At 44.2% G+C, this 26,664-nt stretch carries 25 protein-coding genes and 1 riboswitch; of the genes, 23 read left to right on the forward strand and 2 right to left on the reverse strand.

Annotated elements, in window-relative coordinates; all coding sequences use genetic code 11:
- Positions 1–107 precede the first annotated feature (107 nt).
- Together BI182_RS02950 and BI182_RS02955 are read left to right on the forward strand one after the other, a co-directional pair.
- Complete coding sequence (locus BI182_RS02950) at positions 108–2,030, forward strand: aconitate hydratase (RefSeq protein ID WP_286805424.1); 1,923 nt, start codon at positions 108–110, stop codon at positions 2,028–2,030.
- A gap of 88 nt (positions 2,031–2,118) precedes the next feature.
- Positions 2,119–2,799 carry a TIGR00266 family protein gene (locus BI182_RS02955; RefSeq protein ID WP_148638052.1) on the forward strand — a complete coding sequence of 227 codons (681 nt, stop codon included), beginning with the start codon at positions 2,119–2,121 and terminating at the stop codon, positions 2,797–2,799.
- A gap of 90 nt (positions 2,800–2,889) precedes the next feature.
- On the opposite strand, the gene BI182_RS02960 is transcribed toward BI182_RS02955, so the two are convergent.
- On the reverse strand, positions 2,890–3,777 hold the full coding sequence (locus BI182_RS02960; RefSeq protein WP_148638051.1) for a DegV family protein: 888 nt from the start codon (positions 3,775–3,777) through the stop codon (positions 2,890–2,892).
- A 204-nt stretch (positions 3,778–3,981) separates the two neighbouring features.
- On the opposite strand from BI182_RS02960, the gene BI182_RS02965 reads away from it, so the two are divergent.
- The 16 genes from BI182_RS02965 (at position 3,982) to BI182_RS03040 (ending at position 19,861) form a co-directional block, all read left to right on the forward strand.
- On the forward strand, positions 3,982–6,123 hold the full coding sequence (locus tag BI182_RS02965) for a Tex family protein (protein ID WP_187389295.1): 2,142 nt from the start codon (positions 3,982–3,984) through the stop codon (positions 6,121–6,123).
- 120 nt (positions 6,124–6,243) lie between these two features.
- Positions 6,244–6,729: a CarD family transcriptional regulator gene (locus tag BI182_RS02970; RefSeq protein WP_286805429.1), complete on the forward strand. Its 486-nt coding sequence runs from the start codon at positions 6,244–6,246 to the stop codon at positions 6,727–6,729.
- A gap of 89 nt (positions 6,730–6,818) precedes the next feature.
- On the forward strand, positions 6,819–7,931 hold the full coding sequence (locus BI182_RS02975) for a PIN/TRAM domain-containing protein (RefSeq protein ID WP_286805431.1): 1,113 nt from the start codon (positions 6,819–6,821) through the stop codon (positions 7,929–7,931).
- Positions 7,932–8,113: 182 nt separating this feature from the next.
- The gene (locus BI182_RS02980) at positions 8,114–9,514 is read left to right on the forward strand and encodes an RsmF rRNA methyltransferase first C-terminal domain-containing protein (RefSeq protein ID WP_286805433.1); all 1,401 of its coding nucleotides are present in this window, start codon (positions 8,114–8,116) and stop codon (positions 9,512–9,514) included.
- Between the two features lie 10 nt (positions 9,515–9,524).
- On the forward strand, positions 9,525–9,929 hold the full coding sequence (locus BI182_RS02985; protein WP_286805435.1) for a DapH/DapD/GlmU-related protein: 405 nt from the start codon (positions 9,525–9,527) through the stop codon (positions 9,927–9,929).
- A gap of 8 nt (positions 9,930–9,937) precedes the next feature.
- Positions 9,938–10,429 (forward strand): 2-thiouracil desulfurase family protein, encoded by a 492-nt coding sequence (locus BI182_RS02990; protein ID WP_286805437.1) that lies wholly within the window; start codon positions 9,938–9,940, stop codon positions 10,427–10,429.
- Between the two features lie 95 nt (positions 10,430–10,524).
- Positions 10,525–11,577 (forward strand): D-alanine--D-alanine ligase family protein, encoded by a 1,053-nt coding sequence (locus BI182_RS02995; protein WP_148638045.1) that lies wholly within the window; start codon positions 10,525–10,527, stop codon positions 11,575–11,577.
- 120 nt (positions 11,578–11,697) lie between these two features.
- Positions 11,698–12,129 (forward strand): YwiB family protein, encoded by a 432-nt coding sequence (locus tag BI182_RS03000; protein ID WP_148638044.1) that lies wholly within the window; start codon positions 11,698–11,700, stop codon positions 12,127–12,129.
- A 126-nt stretch (positions 12,130–12,255) separates the two neighbouring features.
- Entirely contained in the window at positions 12,256–13,932 is a 1,677-nt protein-coding gene (gene argS / locus BI182_RS03005; protein WP_148638043.1) for an arginine--tRNA ligase, read from the forward strand.
- A 2-nt stretch (positions 13,933–13,934) separates the two neighbouring features.
- Complete coding sequence (locus tag BI182_RS03010; RefSeq protein WP_070369657.1) at positions 13,935–14,642, forward strand: tRNA threonylcarbamoyladenosine dehydratase; 708 nt, start codon at positions 13,935–13,937, stop codon at positions 14,640–14,642.
- A 356-nt stretch (positions 14,643–14,998) separates the two neighbouring features.
- Complete coding sequence (ispF, locus tag BI182_RS03015) at positions 14,999–15,484, forward strand: 2-C-methyl-D-erythritol 2,4-cyclodiphosphate synthase (protein ID WP_286805510.1); 486 nt, start codon at positions 14,999–15,001, stop codon at positions 15,482–15,484.
- On the forward strand, positions 15,481–16,176 hold the full coding sequence (locus BI182_RS03020) for a 5'-methylthioadenosine/adenosylhomocysteine nucleosidase (protein ID WP_148638042.1): 696 nt from the start codon (positions 15,481–15,483) through the stop codon (positions 16,174–16,176). The genes ispF and BI182_RS03020 overlap by 4 nt, the downstream gene beginning before the upstream one ends.
- Positions 16,173–17,360 carry an alanine racemase gene (gene alr / locus BI182_RS03025; protein WP_286805442.1) on the forward strand — a complete coding sequence of 396 codons (1,188 nt, stop codon included), beginning with the start codon at positions 16,173–16,175 and terminating at the stop codon, positions 17,358–17,360. Before BI182_RS03020 ends, alr begins: the two co-directional genes overlap by 4 nt.
- Before the next feature lie 14 nt (positions 17,361–17,374).
- Positions 17,375–18,184: a transketolase gene (locus tag BI182_RS03030; protein WP_070369654.1), complete on the forward strand. Its 810-nt coding sequence runs from the start codon at positions 17,375–17,377 to the stop codon at positions 18,182–18,184.
- A gap of 2 nt (positions 18,185–18,186) precedes the next feature.
- Positions 18,187–19,125 (forward strand): transketolase family protein, encoded by a 939-nt coding sequence (locus BI182_RS03035; protein WP_286805443.1) that lies wholly within the window; start codon positions 18,187–18,189, stop codon positions 19,123–19,125.
- A gap of 136 nt (positions 19,126–19,261) precedes the next feature.
- On the forward strand, positions 19,262–19,861 hold the full coding sequence (locus BI182_RS03040) for a nitroreductase family protein (RefSeq protein WP_148638039.1): 600 nt from the start codon (positions 19,262–19,264) through the stop codon (positions 19,859–19,861).
- A gap of 48 nt (positions 19,862–19,909) precedes the next feature.
- Here BI182_RS03040 and BI182_RS03045 read toward each other — a convergent pair whose 3' ends face one another.
- A complete protein-coding gene (locus BI182_RS03045) occupies positions 19,910–21,478 on the reverse strand; it encodes a DUF2284 domain-containing protein (RefSeq protein ID WP_286805445.1) in 1,569 nt (522 codons plus the stop codon).
- A 395-nt stretch (positions 21,479–21,873) separates the two neighbouring features.
- On the opposite strand from BI182_RS03045, the gene BI182_RS03050 reads away from it, so the two are divergent.
- The 5 genes from BI182_RS03050 to BI182_RS03070 all read left to right on the forward strand — a co-directional run bounded on the left by BI182_RS03050 (position 21,874) and on the right by BI182_RS03070 (position 26,624).
- Positions 21,874–22,464 (forward strand): TetR/AcrR family transcriptional regulator, encoded by a 591-nt coding sequence (locus BI182_RS03050; RefSeq protein ID WP_148638037.1) that lies wholly within the window; start codon positions 21,874–21,876, stop codon positions 22,462–22,464.
- Positions 22,448–23,197 (forward strand): CPBP family intramembrane glutamic endopeptidase, encoded by a 750-nt coding sequence (locus BI182_RS03055; protein ID WP_286805447.1) that lies wholly within the window; start codon positions 22,448–22,450, stop codon positions 23,195–23,197. Before BI182_RS03050 ends, BI182_RS03055 begins: the two co-directional genes overlap by 17 nt.
- Positions 23,198–23,240: 43 nt before the next feature.
- On the forward strand, positions 23,241–23,723 hold the full coding sequence (locus BI182_RS03060; protein ID WP_148638036.1) for a YbhB/YbcL family Raf kinase inhibitor-like protein: 483 nt from the start codon (positions 23,241–23,243) through the stop codon (positions 23,721–23,723).
- A gap of 205 nt (positions 23,724–23,928) precedes the next feature.
- Positions 23,929–24,098: riboswitch (cobalamin riboswitch) on the forward strand.
- 307 nt (positions 24,099–24,405) lie between these two features.
- The gene (locus BI182_RS03065) at positions 24,406–25,905 is read left to right on the forward strand and encodes an ABC transporter ATP-binding protein (protein ID WP_286805448.1); all 1,500 of its coding nucleotides are present in this window, start codon (positions 24,406–24,408) and stop codon (positions 25,903–25,905) included.
- Positions 25,893–26,624, forward strand: a complete 732-nt coding sequence (locus BI182_RS03070) for an energy-coupling factor transporter transmembrane component T family protein (RefSeq protein WP_286805450.1) — start codon at positions 25,893–25,895, stop codon at positions 26,622–26,624. Before BI182_RS03065 ends, BI182_RS03070 begins: the two co-directional genes overlap by 13 nt.
- The last annotated feature ends 40 nt before the right edge of the window (positions 26,625–26,664 follow it).

Below are 26,664 nucleotides of genomic sequence, written 5' to 3' on the forward strand. Positions count from 1 at the left end.
GGAAAGTTGGAAAAAAAGATGGTATAATAAAAATTGATCGTTTAGAACAAGCACATCACACCGAAAAATTCAGAAAATAGCAGTATGGAAAGGAAATAGTAAATTAAATGGGAAAAACGTTAACAGAAAAGATTATTGCGGCGCACCTTGTAGTGGGAGAAATGATCAAAGGTGAAGAAATTGGAATTCGAATTGATCAGACCCTGACTCAGGACTCCACCGGAACAATGGCCTATTTACAGTTTGAAGCCATGGAGGTGCCCCGGGTTAAAACCAAAAAATCCTTGGCCTATATTGATCACAACATGCTCCAAGAAGGCCCGGAAAACATGGATGATCACCGCTATATTCAGAGCGTGGCCAAAAAACATGGCGTTTATTATTCAAAACCGGGCAACGGCATTTGCCACCAGGTTCAGATTGAACGCTTTGGAGTGCCGGGCGATACGCTTTTAGGATCGGATAGCCATACGCCCACCGGTGGCGGTATCGGGATGCTGGCCATTGGGGCCGGTGGTCTGGATGTGGCTGTGGCCATGGCTGGCGATCCTTACTATATTACCATGCCTAAAGTGGTTAAGGTGGAATTAACCGGCAAGCTGCGCACCGGGGTATCCTCCAAGGATGTCATTCTGGAAGTGTTACGTCAATGTACTGTTAAAGGCGGGGTCAATAAGGTGTTTGAATACACAGGAGACGGCGTAAAGACTTTGACCGTACCGGAACGGGCCACGATTACCAACATGGGCGCCGAACTGGGGGCAACCACCTCGGTATTTCCATCCGATGAAATGACCCGAGTATTTTTAGAAGCTCAGGGCCGTGGCGGGGATTATATTGAACTATCCGCTGATGCCGATGCCATCTATGATGAAGTCGTCACGGTTGATATGGATGCCTTAGAACCACTGACTGCCTGTCCGCACAGTCCTGACAAAGTGGTCAAAATTTCGGAAATTGAAGGTTTAGCAGTTAATCAGGTGGCGATTGGCAGTTGTACCAATTCATCCTGGTTGGATTTGATGAAGGTGGCCGCCATTGTCAAAGGCAAAACGGTGGCTGAAAATGTTTCCCTTGTAATTGCCCCAGGATCGAAACAGGTGTTAACGATGCTGGCTGAAAACGGTGCTTTAGCTGATCTGCTAAATGCTGGTGCCCGGGTGCTGGAATGCGGCTGCGGTCCCTGTATCGGGATGGGTCAGGCACCATCTACCGATGCGGTGTCGCTGCGAACCTTCAACCGGAACTTCTTTGGTCGTTCGGGAACACCTTCAGCCGATGTCTATCTGTTAAGCCCGGAAGCTGCAGCGATATCCGCTTTAGAAGGGGTACTGACGAATCCATTAGGTAAGATTGAGCTGCCGGAAATTGCGATGCCGGAAAACTTCTTGCTCAACGATACCATGGTGATGGCACCCGCTCCGGAAGGCGTTGATGTGGAGGTCATCAAAGGACCAAATATCAAACCCTTCCCAGCTACCCAGCCACTTAAAAATACCGTCGCTGGTAAAGCCTTAATTGTGGTCGAAGATAATATCACCACCGATCATATTATGCCTTCCAATGCCAAATTACTGCCTTACCGTTCGAATATCCCATACCTGTCAAACTATTGTCTGGCACCCTGCGATGCCGAATTCCCTAAGCGGGCCCTGGATAATGGCGGCGGCTTTATTGTCGGCGGCTCCAACTACGGTCAGGGTTCCAGCCGGGAACATGCGGCGTTAGCACCAGTTTATCTGGGCATTAAAGGGGTGGCGGTTAAATCGTTTGCCCGGATTCATAAAAACAATCTGATTAATAATGGCATTCTGCCGCTGGTATTTGAGAACGAAGCCGATTATGATACCATTGAACTTAACGATGAACTGGTCGTTGAAAATGCCCTGGAGGCTGTTAAATCAGGCCAGGCCAAGTTGATTAACAAAACCAAGGGGTTAACCTATGTTATGTTATTGGAAGTTTCAGAACGCCAAAAAGAAATGTTGCTGGCTGGCGGATTGATCAACCTGATCAAATTAAAAAAATAATCAGATAAATAAAATAAATCGCCAATTTCCGGGTAAATATCCTTAAATTGGCGATTTTTGTATATTAATACAAAACGAGGAGGAAAAAATGAATTTTGAAATTAAGGGAGGCAATCTCCCGGTGGTAACAGTGACGTTAAACAGTGGCGAATCAATGTTTACCGAGTCGGGGGGAATGTCCTGGATGTCGGAAAATATCCGGATGGAAACCAATACCAAAGGTGGTCTGATGAAGGGGTTAAGACGAACCCTGGCGGGGGATTCTTTATTTATGACTACTTATACGGCAGAGCGAAGCAACAGTCAGATTTCTTTTTGTTCCAGTTATCCGGGCGAAATCAAAGCGCTGACACTGCAGCAGGGACAGTCGATTATCTGTCAGAAAAGCAGCTTTTTGGCGGGTGAATCGACACTGGATGTGGACATGTACTTTAAAAAGAATATCGGGGTTGGCTTTTTTGGTGGTGAAGGTTTTATTCTGCAAAAAATATCTGGACCGGGAACCGCTTTTATTGAAATGGATGGTGCCATGGTGGAATATGATCTGGCGCCCGGCGAAGTGATTAAAATTGATCAGGGACATATCGGCATGTTTGAGGAATCGGTGAGTTTTGACATTCAGGCCGTCAAGGGCATGAAGAACATCTTTTTAAGTGGTGAAGGATTATTCCTGGCCACCTTAAAAGGGCCGGGAAAAGTCTGGTTACAAACTATGCCGCTGAGCCGACTGGTTCAGCTGGTGGCTTCCAGTTTACCCCCGAGAGGTTAGAATCGTCCAAATAAACAGCAAAAAGCGTCTTACGGTGCAGTTTGGCATCCGGTAAGACGCTTTTTATTTGACAGGACAATACTAAGGGGCTCAGGGGGTAACATTAACATAATTATCCGGGAGTGCGTCAAAAAACATAATGCCCAGGCAATTCGTGCCGATATGAACGGTCAGAGTCGCGCCGGCTTTTTCGGGAAGCAGAAAGTTTTTGATACCCAGCTCTTTTTCGAAATATCTTTTGGCTTTTTCCTGAAGATCCGGAGCAGTGCTTTGGATCATCCCCAGAACCTGTTCCCGATTGGTCATTTTTTCTTCGACAATGCTAAGCAGCGTTTTTAAAGCTTTTTTCTGGCCGCGGACTTTTTCATAAACTTGGATTTCCCCGTCTTTAAAATACAAAATCGGGACGATTTTTAGCATATCGCCAATCATCGCGGCATTTCGGCTGATTCGGCCGCCCTGGGCCAGCCATTTGATGTCGCCAACCATAAAAAAGATTTGAGCATGTTGGGCCAGAAAATTCATCGTTTCAACAATTTCTTCATAGGGACGGTTGAGCTTATTCAGTTTTAGTCCCTGAAAAAGAATCAATGCCGAACCGGTGGTGGCTGAAAGGGAATCGACAATGGCGACTTTTCGATCCGGGTATTTTTCCTGTAAATCTTTGGCCAGTAGCCGGGCGGTCTGGTAGGTGCCCGAAAGCTTTGAGGAGAGTACCATATAGATAACATCATCACCGTTCTTAAGGTGTTTTTCAATCGTGTTGGTGATATCCAGTGGTTGAATCTGAGCGGTTTTTGGAAAGAGTTTACTGTTAGTGTTGACAAAATCCACGACCATTTCCGGGGTAATGTTAATGCCATCGAAGTAGGTTTTATCATCCAGGGTTACGGGAAAGGGTAATATATCAAAATCATAGCGATTCAGAATGTCGCTGTTGGTATCACACATGGAATCGACAATAAATTTTATAGCCATTAAGGTGATGCTCCTTTTCGTTTAGTACAGAATATTTTATCATGAACCTGTTTTCATTACAATGCGCCAACAGGCGGTTTAAACAGTCATTCGGTTATTTTAGGGAAGATTTGTGATTATACCAAAAAAATGTTAAACTATTCTTTGATATTTACACCAATTAATAAAAACGTGGAATTAAGAAATTTAGAAATGGAGTATTTTGTGGAACATATTATTAACCAACTGGCAAAAGAATTTTCAATACGCCCCCAGCAGGTGGAAGATACCATCAACTTAATCGATGGCGGAAATACCATTCCCTTTATCGCCCGTTATCGAAAAGAGGTCACCGGAAATTTAAGTGATGCGCTATTGCGGGATCTGGATGTGCGGTTAACATATTTAAGAAAATTGGAAAAACGAAAAGAAGAGGTTACCGGTAGCATTTTGGAACAGGGCAAGTTGACCCCGGAACTAAAAAGTGCCATTTTAAAAAGCCAAACCCTTCAGGAAGTGGAAGACCTTTACCTGCCTTATAAACAGAAAAAGAAAACTAGGGCATCGGTGGCCCGGGAAAAAGGGCTGGAGCCATTGGCGTTGCAAATTTTGGAGCAAAAACTGACAGAAGCCGAACTGGAGGACGCCGCACTTGATTATATCGACGCTGAAAAAGAAGTTCACAGTGCGGCTGAAGCACTGCAACTGGCTATGGATATTATCGCCGAAGTAATTTCGGATACGGCTGCTTACCGGGGTGTGATCCGGAAATGTACCTTCGACAAGGGCCAGATCAAATCCACTGTGGTTAAAGGCAAAGAAGCGGAAAACCCGGAGCTGGAAATGTATTTTGATCATACCGAAGCGATCAAAACGATCAAGGATCACCGGATTCTGGCGATTAACCGGGGTGAAAAGAAAAAAGCCCTGTCGGTTAAACTGCTGGCACCGAGCGATGAAATTCAAGCCTATCTGAAAAAGGAATTGGTTAAAGCCCAGCCCTCGAGCTATTTGTTAAACGCCATTGACGACAGTTATACCCGGCTGATTGCGCCGGCCATTGAGCGGGAAATCCGGACGGCGCTAAAAGAGCGGGCGGAAGAAGGGGCGATCAAGATGTTTGCTCTGAACCTCAAAAAACTGCTGCTCCAGCCACCCTTTAAAGAAAAAGTCACGATGGGTTTTGACCCGGCCTTCCGAACTGGCTGCAAAATTGCTATTCTTGACAAGGTCGGAAAGGTGCTGGATTATACCACCATTTATCCGACCTTTGGCAAAGGTCAGGCCGAAAAAGCAGAAAAGGAGCTGATTGACTTGATCGAGCGTTATCAGGTGGATATCATCGCCATTGGCAACGGCACTGCTTCTCGGGAGTCAGAGCAATTTGTGGCAGAAACCATCAAAAAAACCAATGTTCCAGTCCAATACATTGTGGTGAATGAGGCTGGAGCTTCGGTTTATTCGGCCTCGGAAATTGGCACCGAAGAGTACCCGGATATCAATGTCTCCATCCGGGGGGCCATCTCCATTGGTGGACGTCTTCAGGATCCATTGTCGGAGCTGGTTAAAATTGATCCGAAACATATTGGTGTGGGGCAGTATCAGCACGACGTCAATCAGAAAGAACTGGAGCGGGTCTTGGAAGCAACGGTTGAAGATGCTGTTAATAATGTCGGGGTTAACGTTAACCGGGCTTCGGTAGCACTGCTCAAGTACGTAGCCGGGGTCAACAAAACCATTGCCAATAATATTTTGGATTATCGCAACAGTGTCGGACCGATCAAGAATAGAAAAGAATTGATGAAGGTCAAAGGGCTGGGTGCCAAAGCCTATGAGCAATGCGCCGGATTTTTGCGGATTGATGACGGCGATAACATCCTCGACAATACCGGGGTTCACCCGGAGGCTTATAAAAGTGTCGAGAAACTGCTGAAATTAAAAGGGATTAAAAAAGAAAAGCTCGGTACTCGGGAACAACAGGATTTGTTTAATGACATGAATTACTCGGAAATGGCGGCCCAGCTGGAAATCGGGATTCCAACTCTATACGATATTGTCAAGGAACTTAAAAAACCGGGACGGGATCCCCGGGAAAATGCCCCCAAGCCCCATTTGCGGTCAGATGTTTTATCAATGAGTGATCTGGAAGTGGATATGGAACTGACGGGCACGGTAAGGAACGTCATCGATTTTGGCGCCTTTGTGGATATCGGTGTCCATCAGGATGGTCTGGTACATATCTCACAAATCACCGATCGTTATATAAAACATCCGTCAGAAGCGGTTTCCCTGGGAGATGTGGTAACTGTCAAGGTGCTGGCGGTGGATCAAAAACGAAAACGGATCAGCTTAACCATGATTATATAACAATTAACCACGATTATTTAAAAAAATATTGACAGCGGGATAAGTTTTTTATAAAATAAAAGGCTTCTCCCTTTTTTTTGTGTTATAATAACTCCAGAATCGATGATAGGAGTGGTTAAAATGTACAAGATTGGGGATAAAATTGTTTATCCAATGCACGGAGCGGGTATCATTGAAGCAATCGAAGAACGAGAAATATTTGAAGAAACGAAACCTTACTACATCATGCAGATCGTGTCCGAAGGTTTGCAGATTTTAATTCCGGTTGATAAAGTCGATGATATTGGGGTAAGAACCATCGTGAACCAGTCGGTGATTGATGAGATGATCGAGTCGCTGAAATTACCAATGGATGTGATGGAAAAAAACTGGAACCGACGCTATCGGGAACATCTCGAACGTTTAAAAACCGGTGATATTTTTGAAGTCGCCAAGGTCGTTAAGAATCTTATCTTACTGGATCGATTAAAAGGCCTTTCAACCGGGGAAAAGAAAATGCTAAATAATGCCCGGAATTTTATTGTCAGCGAAATGGTCTTGATTCAAGATAAGAATAAAGAAGAAATTCTTGATTTAATCAATAGTTCGGTACAAAGTGAGGCGTGAATTTCGCGCCTTTTGTTGTATTTAATAGTTTAATCTTAAGAATTAGGTGCTATAATTTGAGGTAATGTTTTAGAAAGGAGGTGAAGATAGTGATACAAAAGATACTTCGCGTGTCATTTGGAATTATTGGAATTCTGGTTGGGATAGCCCTGGCCAACGTATTGATAACCAATTCATGGATCATGAAAACCATGCAAATAAATCCTACGCCTGAATTGGAAATTGTTTTTTATGCGGCTTTCATCGTTCTATTCGGACTTATATTTTTCATTCTATTTCCACTCATGCTAAAAGGCGTAAAAAAGTTGACGAAAATTGTAGAGGCCAGCATGGAAAATGTCCGTCTCATTGACGTCGGCCTGGGCATTGGTGGTTTGGTGATCGGTTTGGTAATTGCCATGCTGATCAGTTTTGCTTTTTCACAGATTCCCATTCCCTGGATTGGCGGATTGTTAACCATCAGCATTTATATTGTGCTGGGATACATTGGGTTTTCCTTGCCAATTAAAAAACGGGAAGACATTCTTCAGGCATTTCAGAGTGCCAAGCGGGAAAAGGACGCCACTGTAACGTTGGGCCAAAAACGCCCGGCTAAAAAGAAAGGTGCGGCGATTCCCAAACTATTGGATACCAGCGTGATCATTGATGGACGGATCTTTGATATCTGCAAAACTGGTTTTATTGAGGGCCCTCTGGTAATTCCGGTATTTGTGCTCAATGAACTTCAGTTGATTTCCGATTCGGCTGATGAACTCAAACGAAATCGAGGCCGTCGGGGTTTGGATATTTTAAATAAAATTCAGACGGATCTGGAAATCGAAGTGCAAATTACTGAAGAAGATTTTGAAGACACCCATGAGGTCGATTCAAAATTGGTTAAACTGGGTAAATCAACCAAAGGCAAGATTCTGACCAACGACTATAATCTGAACAAGGTCGCCACAGTTCAAGGGGTGGACGTGCTCAATATTAATGAACTGGCCAATGCTGTCAAGCCCATTGTTTTGCCTGGGGAAGAGATGAAGGTTCTTCTGGTTAAAGGGGGAAAAGAAAATGGTCAGGCGGTGGCCTATCTGGATGATGGAACCATGATCGTTGTTGAAAATGGCAAAAAATATATTGGCTCCAGCACTGCGGTTATTGTTACCAGCATTCTGCAAACTGCAGCCGGACGGATGATTTTTGCAAAACCCAAAAAATAATAAACAGCAATTATAATTAAAAAAACATCAGCTTTTGGGCTGGTGTTTTTATTTACGTGTTTTTTGACAAATTTATTGTAATTGATCAGGGCTTTACGTATAATGAAACGAGTATTGTTATAAATTCGGACTGTGACTGAGATGAAATTGTCTGAAATAAAGTAGTAAAAATGGGGATCATTATGCAATTACCTGAAGCGTTTAAGGAAAAAATGAAAAATCTGATGGGAGAATCCTATCAGAGTCTGCTGGATTCCTATGACCAGCCGGAGAGTAAGGGGATTCGCACCAATACCCTGAAGATTACGCCGGATGATTTGGCTAATAAATTATCGTTTAATACTCAGCGTGTGAACTGGTGTAAAGAAGGATTTTATATTGACCATACGGTGCGACCTGGCAAAAATCCCTATTATTATGCCGGGCTTTACTATGTTCAGGAACCGACCGCCATGGCGGCGGTTGAAGTGCTTGACCCTCAGCCGGGGGATTGGGTACTGGATCTTTGTGCGGCACCGGGAGGGAAATCTACCCAAATCGGAGCCCGGCTTCAAGGGGTAGGGGTGCTGGTTGCCAATGAGCTGGTTAATTCCCGGGCTGGCATCCTTTCTACCAATATCGAACGGATGGGGATCACCAATGCCCTTGTGACCAATGAATTTCCAGAGCGGCTGGTGGATTCTTTTTATGAGAGCTTTGATAAGATATTAGTCGATGCCCCCTGCTCAGGCGAGGGGATGTTTCGTAAAGATCCTGGTGCGCTGGCTGACTGGAGTCTGGAACGGGTCGACCGCTGTCGGGGAAAGCAGGAAAAAATACTGGAAAGTGCCCATCGCCTTTTAAAACCTGGCGGGGTATTGGTTTATTCAACCTGTACCTTTTCTCCGGAAGAAAATGAACAAATGATCGAGGCGTTCATCGAAAAATATCCCTATGAAGTGGAAACAGTTGAATTGCCCGGGATTATTGAACATGGCCGGATTGCCTGGACTCGAACGCAGCAGGAAGACATTGCAAAAACGCTGCGGATTATGCCCATGACAGTCAAAGGTGAGGGGCATTTTATTGCCAAATTAAAGAAATTGCCTAGTCAGGGGGAGAACCTTGATATCAAACAGGGATATGCCAAATCCCGTTTGAAAAAGGCGACGCGTATGGAGTTGCAGGACTATTGTGATTTTGTCAAAAACAATCTCGATTCAGAATTCTATCAAACAATTAAAGACCGGCTCTATCTTTTGGGAGAACACCTTTATGCCATCCCAGCAGGGATTTTACTCGAGCGGATTGCCAATTTAAAACTTTTGCGTCCGGGTCTTCACTTGGGCACCTTTAAGAAAAATCGTTTTGAGCCCAGCTATGCGCTGGCCATGGCACTTGGCTTGTCTCAGGCCCAAAATAGTTATAATCTTACCGATGAAGAGCTGGCCTATCAGTATTTAAAAGGTGAGGCATTAAACCTCACTGCTTCCAAAGGGTGGGTTCTGATCGGCTACAATGGCTATCCGCTGGGGTTTGGTAAAGCCAGCGAAGGGTTGATTAAGAACCACTACCCCAAGGGGTTGAGAATCCGAAAAAAATAGGAGAAAGTAGATGATACACCAGGTGAACGGAAAAAATGTTCACCCCAGTGCAGTGATTGCCGAAGCGGTTACGATTGGAAATGAAACCACCATTGGTGCTGGGGCAATTGTCGGCGCCGGGGTTTCCATTGGGGAAAATTGTCAGATTGGTACCGGGGTGATCATTGAAGCAAACACCAGGGTTGAAGATAACTGTGTTTTGGAGCCCGGAGTGATTATTGGAAAAGATGTGACCATCGGTCATCATACCAAAATCGGAATGGGCGCCAGAGTTACCAACAAGGTAACAATTGGTTCCGGTTCGATTATAAAAATTGGTGAAATTATTTTAAAAGATATGATTTATAAAATGGTATTTAAGCGGGGTGCCTGGATTTATCGGGAGGACAGTTTGGATCATAAAAACGAAGAATGAGGGGAAAAATGAATCAGAAAGACTTTACTTGTTTAAAAGAAGCGTTGGAAAAGAAAAAAAAGATTTTAGTGTCCAGCTGCTTGCTGGGAATGAAGATTAATTATGAGGGCAAAGCCCATCCAGTCAATGAATTGCGGCAGCTCTTTCTGCAGGGGCAGGCTATTCCGGTTTGTCCGGAGGTACTGGCAACCATGCCGATCCCCCGGGATCCAGCGGAAATAGTCGTGGTCAATGGGGAACGGAAAGTGTATAATAATAAAAAAACAGATGTGACTGAAGAATATCTTCTGGGAGCGCAAAGGACTTTAGACACAGCCCGAACATCAGGTGCTAAAATTGCCATCATGAAAAGCAAAAGTCCTTCCTGTGGCTGTGGAAAAATTTATGATGGTACCTTCAGTGAGAATCTGGTTAGTGGGGATGGTATCACCGTCGCCCTATTAAAAGAAAATGGTATTCGGGTTATTTCCGAAGAAGATTTTTTAGAGTGTCTGAAATAACCGGGTCTTTGCGAAGGGTCGCAAAGCGTACGGATAGTTGTTAGCATTGATACAATCATAATAACGAGATCTCGAAAGAAAAGTGAGGAAAAGATATGAAAAACAAACTCAATATCGGCGTGGTTTTTGGAGGCCAGTCGGGCGAGCATGAGGTTTCCAGAGTCTCTGCTTACAATGTTTTAGGGGTTATCGATCGGAGTAAGTATAACATTGTTACCATCGGGATCTCAAAGCAGGGGAAATGGTATTTATATTCAGGTGATACAAAAAAAATCAAGGATGGTTCCTGGGAGCAGGATCAAGACAACCTGATTGCTGATTTTTCAATTTTCTCGCATCCGGAAATCGCTAAAATTGATGTTTTTTTTCCTGTTCTTCACGGACCAATGGGAGAAGATGGCACCATCCAGGGTGTTTTTGAAATGCTCAACAAACCCTATGTGGGGTGTGGGGTGTTAAGCTCAGCGGTGGGAATGGATAAGGTCTTCTCCAAGATTATGTTCCAAAGCGTGGGAATCCCCACCGGCAAATATATCTATTTTCGGGAAAATGAGTGGAAACGAGATGCCGACAGCAAAATTGCTGAGATCGAAGCGAATCTGGGTTATCCGATTTTTGTTAAACCGGCCAATATGGGCTCCAGCGTCGGGATCAGCAAGGCCCATGACCGAAACGAACTGGTTGCTGCCATTAATGAAGCGTTTATCTATGACAATAAACTGATTCTGGAAGACTTTGTCAAAGGAAGAGAGATTGAATGTGCTGTGTTAGAAGTTGGAGACGTCATTCGGGCCTCGATTCCCGGAGAAGTCATCCCTTCAAAAGAGTTCTATGATTATGAAGCCAAGTATTCCGCAACCGAAGATTCCAAGGTGGTCATTCCGGCTGATCTGTCGCAGGAAGTTGCCGAAAAAGTCAGAGCCTATGCCATTAAAGCCTTTGAAGCCATTGAAGGTTCCGGCTTGACCCGGGTCGATTTTTTTGTCACGGATGATGAACGCATTTTAATCAATGAAGTAAACACCCTGCCGGGATTTACCAACATCAGTATGTATCCAAAAATGTGGGAAGCCACCGGAATTGGGTATATAGAACTTGTAGATCTGATTATTGCGTCAGCCAAGCGGAAACGCACCACGACCAACTAGGTTGTCCGATTTCTTTATGATGCGTAATCCTAATAAAAACTTAAACGGATAATTTTTCTTGATAAAAAAACCCAACAATGGTTTAATAGTGGGAGAAATTATACCTCTAGGAGGAGACCAATGACTGAAGAAAGAAAAAAAGTGTGGTTATCCATTTCGGGAACCGTCAAAAACGAAGAAGAAAAGGATACCCTGGAGTTCCTGACCGAAGGAGATTTATATAAAGAAGCGAATCGCTCCTGTGTGACTTATCACGAATCGGAAGTTTCCGGGATGGAAGGAACAATCACCACCGTTTGTGTTGATGCGCAAAAAGTATCAGTCATTCGTCTGGGAACCACCAATTCCATTATGGAATTTGAGCGGGGAAAGCGAAACCTGACCTGGTATTCCACCCCTTACGGGGATGTGACCATGGGGATTTTAACCAAGGATGTATTTGTCAATTATAATGAGGATAAAGAGCCCACCAAGGTGTCCATCGATTATGACATCGAAATCGAAGGGGTGACCAATTCTCAGAATATTCTAAACATCAAAATCACCCAATAAAAATGGCAGCAATGCCAATCACAGGAGAAGCGCCAGTTGCGCTTCTCCTTTAAATTTCACCTGACCAGCAGAATTAAAAAGTCACGAGTTACTGATAATAAAAAGAAAAGTGAGAGGAAACAAAGGATGTACATACGTGAAAAGATCACCAAACAGATTAAAACAATCATTGGCGATGCGCTGAATCAAACGGTTGAATCGGGGGCATTGACCATTGAAACCATGCCAGATCTTTTTCTGGAGATTCCCAGAGAAAAAGAACATGGTGAGTATTCGACCAATATCGCCATGCAGCTGCCCAAACAGACGAAAAAAGCGCCCCGTTTTATTGCCGAAACCCTGGTGGCAAATATGCAAATTGCCGACTCCTACATTGAATCCATCGAAATAGCCGGACCGGGCTTTATTAATTTTAAACTCAAACCCTATTGGCAGTATGCGGTTTTAGCCGAAGTGGCAGATTTGAAAGCCGATTACGGCCGGAGTCAGAAAAATGCCGGAAAGAAATTTAACCTGGAGTTTATTTCGGCCAATCCGACCGGACCGATGCACATGGGCAATGCCCGGGGTGGAGCCATTGGCGATATCTTAGCGGCAGTGGCTGATTGGACCGGCTACGCCGTCACCCGGGAATTTTATATTAATGACGCTGGAAACCAGATTGTCAAATTCGGTGATTCTCTCGATGCTCGCTACCGACAATTGATGGGCGAGGATATTCCCTTTCCGGAAGATGGATATCAGGGAGAAGACATTACCGACCATATGAAAGCATTTATTGCAGCCAATGGTGATGTCCACCGCTTACTGACACCGGAAGAACGCAAACCAATTTTGATTGATTATGCGCTGAACAAAAACCTCAGCCAGATGAGAAGCGATCTCGAAGCCTATGGAATCCGCTATGATGTCTGGTTTTCGGAACAGAGCCTTTATGACAGCGGTGCCATTGAGAAGACCATTGAGCTGCTCGGAAAGGGGGGCTTTACCTACGAACAGGAAGGCGCCTTATGGTTTAAAGCAACTGAATTCGGTTCCGATAAGGATGATGTATTAATCCGGGCCAATGGATTACCCACCTATTTTATGGCCGATATTGCCTATCATATGGACAAGTTTATCAATCGTGGTTTTAATCGTTGTATCAATGTTTGGGGTGCTGACCATCACGGACATGTAGCTCGCCTTAAAGGCGCATTAACTGCGGTAGGCATTGATGCCAGTAATTTTGATGTGGTTATTATGCAGCTGGTGCGATTGCTTCGAAATGGAGAAGTGGCAAGAATGTCTAAACGTCAGGGAAAAGCCATTGCCCTCACCGATCTGATTGATGAAGTCGGTGTTGATGCCACCCGCTTCTTCTTTAATCTGCGCTCGCCAGATAGTCATTTTGACTTTGATCTGGATTTGGCAATTGAGCAGTCCAATGACAACCCGGTGTTTTATGTGCAGTATGCCCATGCTCGAATCTGTAGTATTATTCGCCAGATGACTGAAGAACTGGATCAGACGGTTTCCCTGGATTACAGCCGCCTGGTTGAAAAAGAAGAATTGAATCTGATGGAAATCCTTGCTAATTTCCCGGATGAAATTTTGACTGCTGAAGATAAATTGGATCCCAGCCGAATTACCCGCTATGCCATTGATCTGGCCGCAGCCTTCCACAGTTTTTATAATGCCTGCCACGTTCGGGTTGACGACAAGGCTTTAATGAAGGCCCGAGTTGCGCTGATTGAGGCAACAAAGCAGGTTATTCAAAATGCTCTGGGTATTTTGGGAGTATCGGCTCCGGAAAGAATGTAAAAATGAAAACAGAATCAGGAATCTTTGACCGAACCGAAAAACTGATTGGAAAACCCGGTTTGGAGATTCTAAAAAATTCAAGAATCATCCTGTTCGGGGTTGGTGGTGTTGGTTCTTTTGTGGCCGAAGCTTTAATTCGCAGTGGGGTTGGTTTTTTAACAATTGTGGATAAAGACATCATCGATCCCAGTAATCTGAATCGTCAGATTATGGCCAATGTTAAAACCATCGGTAAGAAAAAAGTGGATGTCATGGCCAGAAGATTGATTGCCATTAATCCGCTTTCGATTGTTCATCCGATGCATAAATGCTATACCCCTGAGAATTATCAGGAATTTCATCTTCAGGACTATGATTATATCATCGATGCGGTGGATATGGTGACGGCAAAAATCGATCTGGTCATTAAAAGTCAGCAAAACAAGGTGCCGATTATCAGTTGTATGGGAACGGGAAATAAGCTCGATGCTAGCCGCTTTAATATTACTGACATCTATGAAACTTCGGTTTGTCCGCTGGCCAAAGTGATGCGAAAAGAACTGCGGGAACGGGGGGTAAAATCACTAAAAGTGCTTTATTCCACTGAAGAACCGATTATCCGAGAAACCCCGCCCGGCAGCATTGCCTTTGTCCCATCGGTAGCCGGTCTTTTGATTGCCGGAGAAGTGGTCCGGGATCTGTTAAAAACTAACAGCGGACATGAGGATTAATATTTTGACAATAGTCACCAGATCAAATAGCTTAAAAGCCATTTAAGTTATTTATTTGGTGGCGTTTTTTTGTTTGCTTTATGTTATAATTTTTAATGAAAATTCAAGTTCAGAGAAATTCACAGGATCGGCCTCGAAGCATACAGCCGGAAAAACAATTTAACCTCTGAATTGAGACAAAAGTTTTCGAAAAAAGATATTATTTTATCATTTGCAAAAATAAAAGTGTTATTCAGATGGATTCTGGGTGCATTTCGGGATCGCCAGATGTAAATTTGTGGAAACGAAAAAAATCTGTACAAATGGCTGAAAATGTGGTTAAATTTATTTGGAAACGAGCTGGAAGGAGTAAAATGATACGGATCGGAATTGGTTATGATGTCCATCGTTTAGTAAAAAATCGAGCACTCATTTTAGGCGGTGTAAAAATAGAGCATTCGTTAGGGCTGCAGGGCCATTCGGATGCCGACGTATTGGTGCATGCCATTATGGATGCCTTGTTAGGCGCCCTGGCATTGGGCGATATCGGCAAACATTTTCCGGATGCTGATGCCGCCTACAAAGATTGCGACAGTTTGCTGCTACTTAAAAAAGTGGGACAATTGGTGGCAGAAAATGGATATAAGATTAACAACATCGATTCAACGATTATTGCACAAGCCCCAAAGCTTGCGCCGTATATTGAAATGATGGTGGAAAATATCAGAATTACTCTGGATTTATCCAGAGGTTGTGTTAGTGTAAAAGCGACAACCGAAGAAGGTCTGGGTTTTACTGGAAGTGAACAGGGAATCGCTGCCAATGCAGCGGTGAGTCTTTTGAAGGGAGAAAAAAGCAGATGATCGGTATTATTGCAGCCATGGACAGTGAGGTTCGTGACATCAAAGCGGCGATGGAAGATGGGATCAAGGTTCATCACGGAGGAATGACTTTTTTTAAAGGAAAACTTCATCAGAAAGAAGTGGTGGCTGTCAAAAGTGGAATCGGAAAAGTTAATGCCGCCATGTGTGCTCAGGTATTGATTGACATTTTTAAAGTAACGGCCATTATCCATGTAGGGGTAGCTGGTGCAGTGCATCCCGAGCTGGAAATTGGTGACATCGTTATTTCTGAAGACAGTTGTCAATATGATATGGATGCCCGGGCCTTTGGTCATCCCCGGGGTGAAATACCAAACATGGATATTACCTTTTTCAAGGCCGATTCAACCCTTATCAAGCTGGCGGTGGCAGCTGCGCAAGATCTTGGTGCGACGCATCGGGTGGGTCGAATTATGACTGCCGATTTAGGTGTGAACTCCAACCAGCTCAAACAAGAATTACTGGAAGAATTCGGCGGTCTTTGTGTGGAAATGGAAGGGGCAGCAGTAGGACAGGTGGCAATGCTCAATCAGGTTCCCTATCTGGTCATTCGTTCCATGTCTGACAAAGCCGATTCCAATCTGACTGATGATTACAAGGCAAATCTCGAAGCATCAATCAAAAATGGGGTAGCCATGGTGCTAAAAATGGTTCAGGAAGTTCCGACGGCATGAAAGAGTTGGCACTCCGCCCGACCTGGGCAGAAATTGACCTGGATGCTCTGACCAGTAATTACGAAGAAATTCGCCGGATTGTCGGGCCTGACGTTAAAATTCTGGGCGTGGTCAAAGCTGATGCTTATGGTCATGGCAGTTTGGAATGTGCCAGAACCCTTTGTGATGCCGGGGTGGATATGTTGGCGGTAGCTTTCATCGATGAAGCCATCGCCCTGCGACAGGGGGGTATAACCGAGCCGATTTTACTGCTCGGTTATACCTCAAAAGCGCACATCCCCGATCTGATTCGCTGGGATGTGATTCCCGGTGTTTATCAGATGGATTTTGCCCAGGCTTTGTCGGAGCATTGTCAGGAAATTGGCATTCGCCATCCCATTCATGTAAAAATTGATACGGGTATGGGGCGCATTGGGATTGGCTGGCGAGAAGCTTCACAAGCAATTGAGGCGATGAACCTGTTGGAAGGGATTGAGCTTCAGGGGTTGTTTACCCATTTTTCCACCGCCGATGCCGCTGATAAAACCCACACGCAGGAGCAGATTCGACGCTACCGACAGGTTATCTCGGAACTGGCAGAAAAAAATATTGTTATTCCCATTAAGCATATGGCTAACAGCGCCGGGATATTTGATGTGGACGGCGTTCATTTTGACATGGTGCGGCCGGGGATTATTCTCTACGGTCTCTATCCGTCGGCGGAAGTGGAGCGGTCAAAAATCAGCTTAAAACCGGTGATGACCCTGAAGTCAACCATTGTTCATCTCAAAACCCTCCATCCTGGCGAAACCGTCAGCTATGGCAATCGTTTTGTTGCTGAGGAGGATCGAATTATTGGCACCTTACCAATTGGTTATGCCGATGGCTACACCCGGATGCTCAATGGTTTGGCCAAGGTCTTTATTTCCGGTCAGCTGGTGCCGGTGGTTGGTAGCATCTGTATGGATCAATGCATGATTGATTTGACTGATGTGGAAGCCGTTTCCCTGTATGACGAAGTGGAGCTTTTTGGCAACAATATTTCCGCTGATGTATTGGCCGACGCCTTGGGTACCATCAATTATGAAATCACCTGTATGGTCAATAAACGGGTGCCCCGGGTCTTCATTAAGGATGGCGTCCCGCAGGCGATTAGACGAGATATTTTAGATCGGCAAATCAACACAAATAGTGATATTTATTAAAAGAGGAGAATTAAATGGCATTTTTAGAAGAAACCGTTAGGGGAATCCGCAAGGATATTGTAAAAATGATTGGCAAGGCTTCTTCAGGTCATCCTGGGGGATCATTGTCGTCAGCAGAAATTTTAACCCTGCTCTATTTTGAGCAAATGAATGTGGATGAAAATAATCCCCAAAAAGAAGATCGGGATCGTTTTGTGCTGTCAAAAGGACACGCGGCTCCGGTGTTGTATGCAACCCTGGCCGCAAAAGGCTTTTTTCCCAATGCGGAGTTGGAAAATCTGCGACAACTGGGCTCCATCCTTCAGGGTCATCCGGACATGAACAAGGTACCGGGGGTTGATATGTCGACTGGTTCCTTGGGACAGGGAATTTCGGTGGCGGCCGGAATGGCATTGGCCGGAAAAATGGACAACAAATCTCATAAAATTTATGCGCTACTGGGCGATGGTGAACTGCAAGAAGGTCTTGTTTGGGAAGCCGCCATGGCGGCTTCCCACTATCAGCTGAATAATCTGATTGCCTTTGTGGATAATAATAATCTTCAAATTGACGGCGCCATCTGTGAGGTGATGTCACCATTCCCCATTGATGCCAAATTTGAAGCCTTTGGATGGAATGTCATCACGGTGGAAGATGGACATAGCTTTGATGAACTGCGAACTGCTGTGGAAGCAGCTAAAAAATCAGAAGATAAACCAACTGTGATTATTTGCAAAACGGTTAAGGGTAAATGTGTTTCATTTATGGAAAATAATGCGGGATGGCATGGAAAAGGGCCGAATGCAGAAGAAGTGAAACAAGCATTGGCAGAATTGGAGGCGTAATCATGGCAGAAAAAAAAGCAACACGACAGGCGTATGGCGATTATCTGGTAAAGCTGGGAGAAAAAAAACCCAATCTGGTGGTACTGGATGCGGATCTTTCTGGAGCAACCAAGACGAATATATTTAAGAAAGCATATCCCGAACGGCATTTCAACGTGGGGATTGCCGAAGCAAACCTGATGGGGATGGCAGCTGGTTTGGCAACGGCCGGAAAAGTTCCCTTTGCCAGTACCTTTGCCATTTTTGGAGCTGGCCGGGCTTATGAAATTATCCGAAACAGTATTTGTTATCCGAAACTGAATGTAAAAATCGCCTTAACCCATGCGGGTATCTCCGTTGGTGAAGATGGCGGTTCCCATCAGTCGGTTGAAGACATTGCCCTGATGCGGGTATTGCCCAATATGACGGTGTTATCACCGGCAGATGCCATCGAAACCGAAAAAATGCTGGATGCGGCCATGACTATTGAGGGCCCGGTTTATATCCGTTTAGGGCGTAGTGATGTGCCGGTGCTTTTTGATGAAAGCTATCACTTTGAGTTGGGTAAAGCCAGTATGATGAAAAGTGGCAGTGATGTGACTATTATTGCGACCGGTTTAATGGTGGCGTTGGCAATGGAAGCGGCTGACCAGCTAAAAGAAGAAGGAATTTCAGCCCAGGTGATTAATATGGGCTCAATCAAACCGATTGATGTGGATGCCATTAAGCAGGCCGCCTTAACGACAGGGGCCATTGTTACCGCCGAAGAACACAGCATTATTGGTGGTTTGGGTGGAGCCGTTGCAGAAGTTTTGGGTGATGAGGCGCCGGTACCGCTGGAACGGGTTGGTGTAAAAGACCTGTTTGGACAATCCGGCAAGGTGGCACCGCTGATGGAAAAATATGGTTTGACGGCGAACGCTATCGTTGCTGCTGCAAAAAAAGCGTTGAGTCGCAAATAAATATAAAACGATCAAAAAAACAGGGTCATGATGACGCTGTTTTTTTGAGGTTACTTAATTTACAAATTGAAATTGTCAAAAATAGGAGTATAATACTTATCATAAGGGCTAATATATTTTACAAGAAGGAGTATTTATGCCACTGGATTTTAAAGAAGCTATCGAAGGACGACGCTCAATATACGGGATTTGTAATGAAAGTACCATCACGGCTGAAGAAATACTGGAAATTGTTGACCATTCGACGAAGCACATACCGTCGGCGTTTAACTGCCAAAGTCAGCGGGTTGCAGTATTATTTGGAGAAAAGCATCTGGAATTCTGGGGGATTGTGATGGAAGTACTCAGAAAACGAATTCTAGCAGATGAGTTTCGCCCTACCGAAAATCGAATCAATGGTTTTGCGGCAGGATGCGGGACATTGTTGTTTTATGATGATACCTCAGTGACTAAAGGACTGATGGAAAAGTTTTTGCCCTATCGGGACAGTATTCCGGATTGGGCTGAACAGGCCAATGGAATGCTGCAGTTTGCCATCTGGACGCAATTGGAAGCCGCCGGTCTGGGCGCCAGCCTGCAACACTATAATCCAATTATTGACAAGGACGTCAAAGATGCTTTTCTGATTCCATCGGATTGGCGACTGATTGCTCAGATGCCTTTTGGGGTTCCTACAGAGATGCCCGTTGAAAAGAATTTTGAACCGATCGAACGACGGGTTATCGTCGTCGAATAATAAATCAAAAAAACACGGAATAACCGTGTTTTTTTGATTTATTGGTGTTTACTCAAGCAGCAGCAAACCATAATATTTGACAAACTCATCTTTGGCAGCCAGCGTTTTCAGGGTTTCGCCATTGTTACGGACGGTTTCAAAAACATCGATGCCAGAGCCCTCCATAGAGGGACGGCGATTTTTGGTATTAAGACAAGGAGCCGTAAGATCGCAGCTGGGACAGATATGACAAGGGCCAGCCCAGAAGGCAAAGGCCTTGTGGTAGCCACCGGTAAAGGCCAATCGTTCTGCTTCGAGCATCTTTCGCTGAAATTCACCAGTACCCGGAATGCCTTTAATCAGAAAAGCCTTGTTGTAGGTGGTGAGGAGCCGTTTCGTTTCTGCCAGTGGGATCTCATTGGCCTGACAGTGTTTGAGGTTGGCCGACGAGCATCCGAAGGCGCATTTATTTTTAGCAAATTCGGTCACGACGACTGAATCGGGAGCGATTGCCATCACCTCATCAAAGCCAATGGCCAGGATCGGATGCTTTAAACGCTGCAGGGGCGAGAGTGATAGCGAATCGCTAAAGTTGGGTGATGGGCTGGCAAAGATGACAGCGGTATCAGTTTCCAGTGGGATCAAAGGTGAGACATGAAGACCAGTTTTTTGCAAGCTGTGAATAATTGGCTCGCCAGAACAGACTTTGCCACCGAAATGGATCATCCGATTGACCCCCGACAATCTGGCCATCAGGGTAGCATGCTCATCAAAAGCATCGTGAAGCATCAGGATACCTTGAGGTTTAAGCATCGGCAGACAGGTAAGTAATTGATCCAGAATAGATTGATAATCGTTAGCGATGAATAAACCCGTGAATAAGATCAGTGAATAGATATGCTGACTTTTCGCAGCCGTGGTGTCCAGTTCGTCAATGGAACAGCTATTAAATACTGGCCTTTTGAGGTTGCTTAAAGCGGCAGGATCGGTCTGGAAGGGATTATCATCGATCAGGATGGTGATATCCAGTGTTGGAAAAGTATCAATAAAACAGTCCGCCATAGTTTGGGCTCCGGGACCACCGATTAAAATTTTCCCGGATAATTTAGGAAAAAATTTGACACATTCAAGGGCTTTCATGCGGGTTAACTCATGAATTGCCTTTTTTTTCAGTTGGTTTATTTGTTCGGGAGATAAAGACTCCGATTCTTGATTGAGTTTAATTGGTTTGTTTTTTAGCAACGAGGTTTTTAGCTGATGCCATTGTTGTGATTGAAATTTTCGGAATTTGATGGCATCACCCAAATAATCCGGACTGGATGACAGCAAGTAGCGTCTGGTTATGATGGTGTTACTGTAATTCTTCTGATAACAGAAAATTAGTCCCAGGCTTTCCAGTAGTGGCAGAAAGGATGACAAGGCCGCATTATCCGTTCCCAGCTTTTCTGAAAGCGCAGGAATACTGGCGCCATCATCCCCGAAAGCGTTTAAAATTTCAAAAAAATTCAATTCCAGAGCGGTGAATAAAGCCTCGGATAACCAGTTGGCGGTTGCAAGGTTTTCCAGAAACTGGCCGCCATGGGTATGGGGATCGTAGCCGGTTAAAAAAGGATCGGCAGTAGTGTTTTGTTTTGTCATGGTAGTCCTTCCTATCTTCGATTTCAATACGAATAAACATCGGTTCGATACTTTATTATAGATCCATAACCATTTTTTTCATAGAAAAAACTTATCCCTGATGTAAAAAGAGTTTGATTCTTTAGAATAAGTTAATTCTAAGAGATCCATCGACGATATAGATTTAACTTAAATTTTCGCTCGTAATCGTGATAATTACCATAGGGATTAGCTTAAAGTGAAATGGTTGTTTTAAACAATGTGATGGTCTGATGAATCAATTTTCCGGGGATTTTGGATTCGAAAATCCAAACTAAATAAAATCTGTTGACAAACGAATATAACAGCAGTAATATAACAATAGTTATATTACTGCTGTTATATTATAAAAATCGCAATACGGAAGAGGCTTAACCATGCCACCAAAAGCAAGAATTACAAAGGACATGATCATTGATGCTGCATTTGAATTATTAAAAACTGACGGAATCGAGATAGTTAATGCCAGGAAAATTGCTGAAAAGCTGAACTGCTCGACTCAGCCAATTATGTATTATTTTTCAGGAATGAATGAGTTGAAAAGCATTATTTACAAAAAAGCGGATGCTTACCATACTGCGTTTATTATGGATTTCGGTTATGATGAAAGCAATCCGCTGTTGGAAATTGGGATACGCTATATAAGATTTGCTGTAATGGAAAAAGCAATTTTTAAATTCCTTTTTCAGTCTGATAAGTTTGCTGATAAAGAATTGCTCGAAATTATACGAGACGAAGAACTTCGACCCGTATTAGAGATTTTATCCCAGGCTATTAGATTGTCACCCGGTCAGGCTGAGGCGTTGTTCGAGCAAATCTTTTTTATGGTTCATGGTATTGCGAGCTTGTTGGCGAATAATCAAATGACCTTTGATGAAGCACATATTCTGAATTTGTTAAAGGTGGGTTTTAAAGGGGCCGTACTAACTTTGAAAGCGGGGGAAGAGAAAAATGACAAATATATTTAAAAAGAATCCGTTAGCATTTGCGTTGGTGTGGATTGCCATTTATGTAGTTCTGTTTAGTCTGGCTGATTCCCTGTCCGATTCGGTAGGTATCCGATCATGTTTCTCAGCGATGCTGGGGGGGGCTATTTCATTTCTGTTGTTTAGGTGGATTCGGCGAAATGAATTGCAATCGTACTATGGCCTTTGTAACGTTGCAAGGGGCGATTTTAAAAGATATCTGTTTTTTATTCCGCTGATTATCATTGCCAGCGTCAATTTATGGGGTGGAGTAACGATCCGATATCCGCCACTTGAAACGATTCTGGTATTTGTCACGATGCTTTTTGTTGGTTTTATTGAGGAAGTGATCTTTCGCGGTTTTTTATTTAAAGCGATTTTACAAAAAAGAGCAAGGTTGGCAATAATCATATCGAGTGTCACGTTTGGGATTGGACACAGTGTTAATTTATTAAATGGAGCTGAATATTGGCAAACCTTTCTCCAGATTGGTTATGCCATTGCCATCGGGTATTTGTTTACCATTCTTTTTATCAAAACTGGCAGCTTGCTGCCTGGTATTTTTACCCATGGAGTTTTAAATGCCTTCAGTGTTTTTTCAGGACAATCAACTTTTGAACAAGATACAGTGGTAAGTGTTGTGCTGATTCTTATTAGCCTTGGGTATGCCGCTTTTTTAAAAAGGTTACCACAAAAAACTTGCGCAAGCGACAAACAACACTGTCTGGATCAGTAAAACTGTATCGGTATGGTGATTTAACACAAAGAAAGGAATCGTTATGAAGAATCGGAAAAATCTTGAAGTCATCAGTCGTTCGTTTGAAAATAATGGTCTGATGCCTAAACGGCATACTGGATTTGGGGAGGATAGTTCACCCCCTTTTGAATTAAAAAATTTGGCTCCCGAAGCGGTATCAATAGCGATTATTATGGATGATCTGGATATTCCTTTAATTGAGGCCTATAATCATTGGTTGATCTGGAATATTCCCAAATCAGAAACGATTTCTGAAAATATACCCTATGGTTCGATTGTGCCCGTGCTGGGTGACGCAAAACAGGGATGCGGATATGGCCGTAACCGTTATCGGGGACCGAAACAGCCGGTTTTCGTCAGGAACAGTCATCGTTACTTATTTCAATTTTATGTACTTGATTGTTTTTTGGAGCTTGACAGCAGTGCCCGAAAAAAGCAGTTGCTTGAAGCGATGAACGGACATATTATGCAACAGAGCAGTATTACTGGAATTTATCAGCGATAACTGAAAATAAAGAAAAATTAGAACAGAGCGCCAATACTGATCAGATAAATTAGACGATTGTTCATTAAGCGAGATACAACTCTGCTTTTTAAGAACAGGCACGATTGATTTTGCCAGTTTTAACAATGAATATGATGAATCAGAAAGAAAAATTTTGTTAATCTGTTGACAATTGTCAATAAATTCGCTATGATTAATACAACTTAACAGATATACGATTTATGGTGCCTTACAAAGGAGAATAGGGAATCAGGTGAAAATCCTGAACGAACCCATCACTGTAATGGTTTTGTTTTTGCAGATGCCACTGGAAACGGGAAGGCGCAAAAACAGATAAACCAGAGTCAGGAGACCTGCCATGAATTGATATAGTATGAAACGACGGTAAAGTTTCGGCTATCCTTAGGATTACCCTGGGATAGTCGAAACTTTTTATTTTGCGCGAAAGCATAAAGCCGTGTGAAGAATTTGGGAAATGAAGTTTTATTAAGCTCGCTTATAAAAAATTTCATTTTTCAAATTCTTCATAGGGCGTAGCCCGCGACGAAGGTCGCAGCGCAGCGAAGACCGGAGTGCACGGTCTTATACCAAACGGCAGTAATTTTATGCGTAGCAAAGACCGGAGTATTCGGCTTTATACTAAAACCGTCATTTTAAAAAAATTCAATCACGAGGCCATTCCATGATACCGATCATCCAATTGGATATTACAGCGCTGACATTTCCCGACGAACCGGAACCAGCGCTTAAAAACATCAAACTAAATATCAATGAGGGCGAATTCATTGCCATTACCGGTGGTGCGGCATCGGGTAAATCGTTATTGCTTCATGCGATTACATCGGCGGCGCCGAAGTTTTATCCCTGTGAACTGGATGGAACGGTGACGGTAGCGAATCGGGATGTGTCAAAGATACCACTTTGCCAAATGACTGACTATCTGGGCTATATGATGCAGGAGCCGCAAAACCAGATGGTCAATCGTCGGGTTGGCGATGAACTGGCGTTTGGGGTTGCGAATCTCAATTTGAGTCAGGATGAAATTGAGTATCGGGTTAATGCGGTCATGGATTTTCTCGGAATCCGGGCATTTTCAGATCGGACAACCGATGCCCTTTCCGGCGGACAAGCCCAGAAGGTCGTGCTGGGGAGTATTCTGGCAATGAAAACCCCGATCCTACTACTGGACCAACCCACGGCCGAACTGGATCCCAAAACCAGCTCGGAACTCTATCGGCACCTGGGGCGGTTGAACCGGGAGAAAAAGGTGACCACCCTGGTCGTTATGGATAAATCTGGTGCAGTTTTGAAAGATGCCCATCGGGTGCTTGTAATGGAAGCTGGGACGGTCAAAGATTTTCTGCCGGTTGGTGAATATCAGAAAAAATATGGCTGCCGGAAAACCAATCGCCGGGCGAAACCGATCCAAGTGGATGAGCGGTTCGACGTGATTAAGTTAAGCGGTGCATCGCATACCTACAAAGGTGGGATAATCGGCTGTCAGCCGCTAAATTTTAGTCTGAAAAAAGGCGATTTCACAGCGGTCATCGGCCAGAACGGTTCCGGTAAATCCACCATGCTCAAGCTCATTGAAGGATTGGTCAAACCAACCTCGGGCTCGGTGGAACTATTTGGAAGTCCGGTGACCAAGAAAAATGTGGGCGAACTACGGCGCCGGATCGGGTTTCTGTTTCAGAACCCCGATGATCAGATCTTTTGCAGCTCGGTACGCGATGAAATCAGCTATGTTTTAAAAAATAAGAACCTCAGTGCGCAGCAAATCGAACAAAAGATTCAAGAAACCTTGGCTCTGATCGGCCTAAAAGGATTGGACGAAATCCATCCCCAGCGGTTAAGCCGGGGACAGCGACAACTATTGGCCTTGGGGTCAGTGGTCATTAATGACCCCGAGTTGATCATTGCTGATGAACCGACCTCCGGCTTAAACAGTGCCCAGAGTCAAGTGGTCATGGAAAAACTGGCCCATCTCAGCAGTCAGGGAGTCACCATTTTGCTGGTAACCCATGATTTGACTGAAGCCAGAGATTTTGCCAATCGGATTGTGGTGATGCACAACCATCAACTGGCTTTGGAATTTAAAGCCGAAATAATAGACAATTATCTGAACGAATTGGCTCGATTGGAACTCATCGAAGGAGGCGATTTTAAATGTTTAATCTAAAAGAACTGGATCCGCGGCTTAAACTGACCTGGTGTCTGTTTCTTGTGCTGACCGCCCTGATGTCGCGCAGTATGCTTCTCAATGGCATTCTGCTGGGGGTGATCCTGATTTCTGAACTGCTCTCGGAGAAATCGTTGAAAGCTTTTAAAATGCTGTCAATTGTGTTGCTGATTATCGGCACCCAGGTATTGATTATCAATCTGATCTTTGGGCGTGAAGGTGAGCTGCTTTATTCCTGGGGGATGCTGCAGATTTACAGCGGCTTTATCGCCACTTCCATGCTGGCTTTTTTAAGAATTGGTATCATCTCATTTTCGGCCTATCAGTTCGGGGTTCATACCGATCCTATGGATATGGCTCAGATGCTGATTCACTGGCGGATTCCTTATCGCTATGCGATGCTGGTGCCAATGGTAGCCCGGTTTTTTCCGGTGATGATTGGGGAATACCAAGCTATTTGTGACAGCCAGTCGGTCCGGGGGGTACCCAATGATACCGTAATTGAGAAAATCCGCAACCTGCCGGCCTCAATTTTACCGCTGATGTATCGAGCCATGCGGATATCCAGTGATGCGGCGCTATCGGTGGAACTCAGAGGCTACGGCCGCCATACAACCCGAAATTTTCAGAAAAAAATCAATCTCCGGCCACTCGAAGGAATGACCATCGTCTGCCTGATGATCGGGTTTGGCGGAGTCTTGATTAAAACCATTTTATAACAGTTAAAAAACTGCATAGATAAAAATTAATTTATACAAA

The sequence above is a fragment of the Acetobacterium sp. MES1 genome (genome assembly GCF_002237635.1).
In the GTDB taxonomy this organism is placed as follows: Bacteria; Bacillota; Clostridia; order Eubacteriales; family Eubacteriaceae; genus Acetobacterium; species Acetobacterium wieringae.

Excerpts from the sequence above, each read along its gene's own strand:
- BI182_RS02950 (WP_286805424.1), top strand. The coding sequence starts at position 108 with ATGGGAAAAACGTTAACAGAAAAGATTATTGCGGCGCACCTTGTAGTG.
- BI182_RS02955 (WP_148638052.1), top strand. The coding sequence starts at position 2,119 with ATGAATTTTGAAATTAAGGGAGGCAATCTCCCGGTGGTAACAGTGACG.
- BI182_RS02960 (WP_148638051.1), bottom strand. The coding sequence starts at position 3,777 with ATGGCTATAAAATTTATTGTCGATTCCATGTGTGATACCAACAGCGAC.
- BI182_RS02970 (WP_286805429.1), top strand. The coding sequence starts at position 6,244 with ATGTACAAGATTGGGGATAAAATTGTTTATCCAATGCACGGAGCGGGT.
- BI182_RS02980 (WP_286805433.1), top strand. The coding sequence starts at position 8,114 with ATGCAATTACCTGAAGCGTTTAAGGAAAAAATGAAAAATCTGATGGGA.
- BI182_RS02985 (WP_286805435.1), top strand. The coding sequence starts at position 9,525 with ATGATACACCAGGTGAACGGAAAAAATGTTCACCCCAGTGCAGTGATT.
- BI182_RS02990 (WP_286805437.1), top strand. The coding sequence starts at position 9,938 with ATGAATCAGAAAGACTTTACTTGTTTAAAAGAAGCGTTGGAAAAGAAA.
- BI182_RS02995 (WP_148638045.1), top strand. The coding sequence starts at position 10,525 with ATGAAAAACAAACTCAATATCGGCGTGGTTTTTGGAGGCCAGTCGGGC.
- BI182_RS03000 (WP_148638044.1), top strand. The coding sequence starts at position 11,698 with ATGACTGAAGAAAGAAAAAAAGTGTGGTTATCCATTTCGGGAACCGTC.
- argS (WP_148638043.1), top strand. The coding sequence starts at position 12,256 with ATGTACATACGTGAAAAGATCACCAAACAGATTAAAACAATCATTGGC.
- BI182_RS03010 (WP_070369657.1), top strand. The coding sequence starts at position 13,935 with ATGAAAACAGAATCAGGAATCTTTGACCGAACCGAAAAACTGATTGGA.
- BI182_RS03020 (WP_148638042.1), top strand. The coding sequence starts at position 15,481 with ATGATCGGTATTATTGCAGCCATGGACAGTGAGGTTCGTGACATCAAA.
- alr (WP_286805442.1), top strand. The coding sequence starts at position 16,173 with ATGAAAGAGTTGGCACTCCGCCCGACCTGGGCAGAAATTGACCTGGAT.
- BI182_RS03030 (WP_070369654.1), top strand. The coding sequence starts at position 17,375 with ATGGCATTTTTAGAAGAAACCGTTAGGGGAATCCGCAAGGATATTGTA.
- BI182_RS03035 (WP_286805443.1), top strand. The coding sequence starts at position 18,187 with ATGGCAGAAAAAAAAGCAACACGACAGGCGTATGGCGATTATCTGGTA.
- BI182_RS03040 (WP_148638039.1), top strand. The coding sequence starts at position 19,262 with ATGCCACTGGATTTTAAAGAAGCTATCGAAGGACGACGCTCAATATAC.
- BI182_RS03045 (WP_286805445.1), bottom strand. The coding sequence starts at position 21,478 with ATGACAAAACAAAACACTACTGCCGATCCTTTTTTAACCGGCTACGAT.
- BI182_RS03050 (WP_148638037.1), top strand. The coding sequence starts at position 21,874 with ATGCCACCAAAAGCAAGAATTACAAAGGACATGATCATTGATGCTGCA.
- BI182_RS03055 (WP_286805447.1), top strand. The coding sequence starts at position 22,448 with ATGACAAATATATTTAAAAAGAATCCGTTAGCATTTGCGTTGGTGTGG.
- BI182_RS03060 (WP_148638036.1), top strand. The coding sequence starts at position 23,241 with ATGAAGAATCGGAAAAATCTTGAAGTCATCAGTCGTTCGTTTGAAAAT.
- BI182_RS03065 (WP_286805448.1), top strand. The coding sequence starts at position 24,406 with ATGATACCGATCATCCAATTGGATATTACAGCGCTGACATTTCCCGAC.
- BI182_RS03070 (WP_286805450.1), top strand. The coding sequence starts at position 25,893 with ATGTTTAATCTAAAAGAACTGGATCCGCGGCTTAAACTGACCTGGTGT.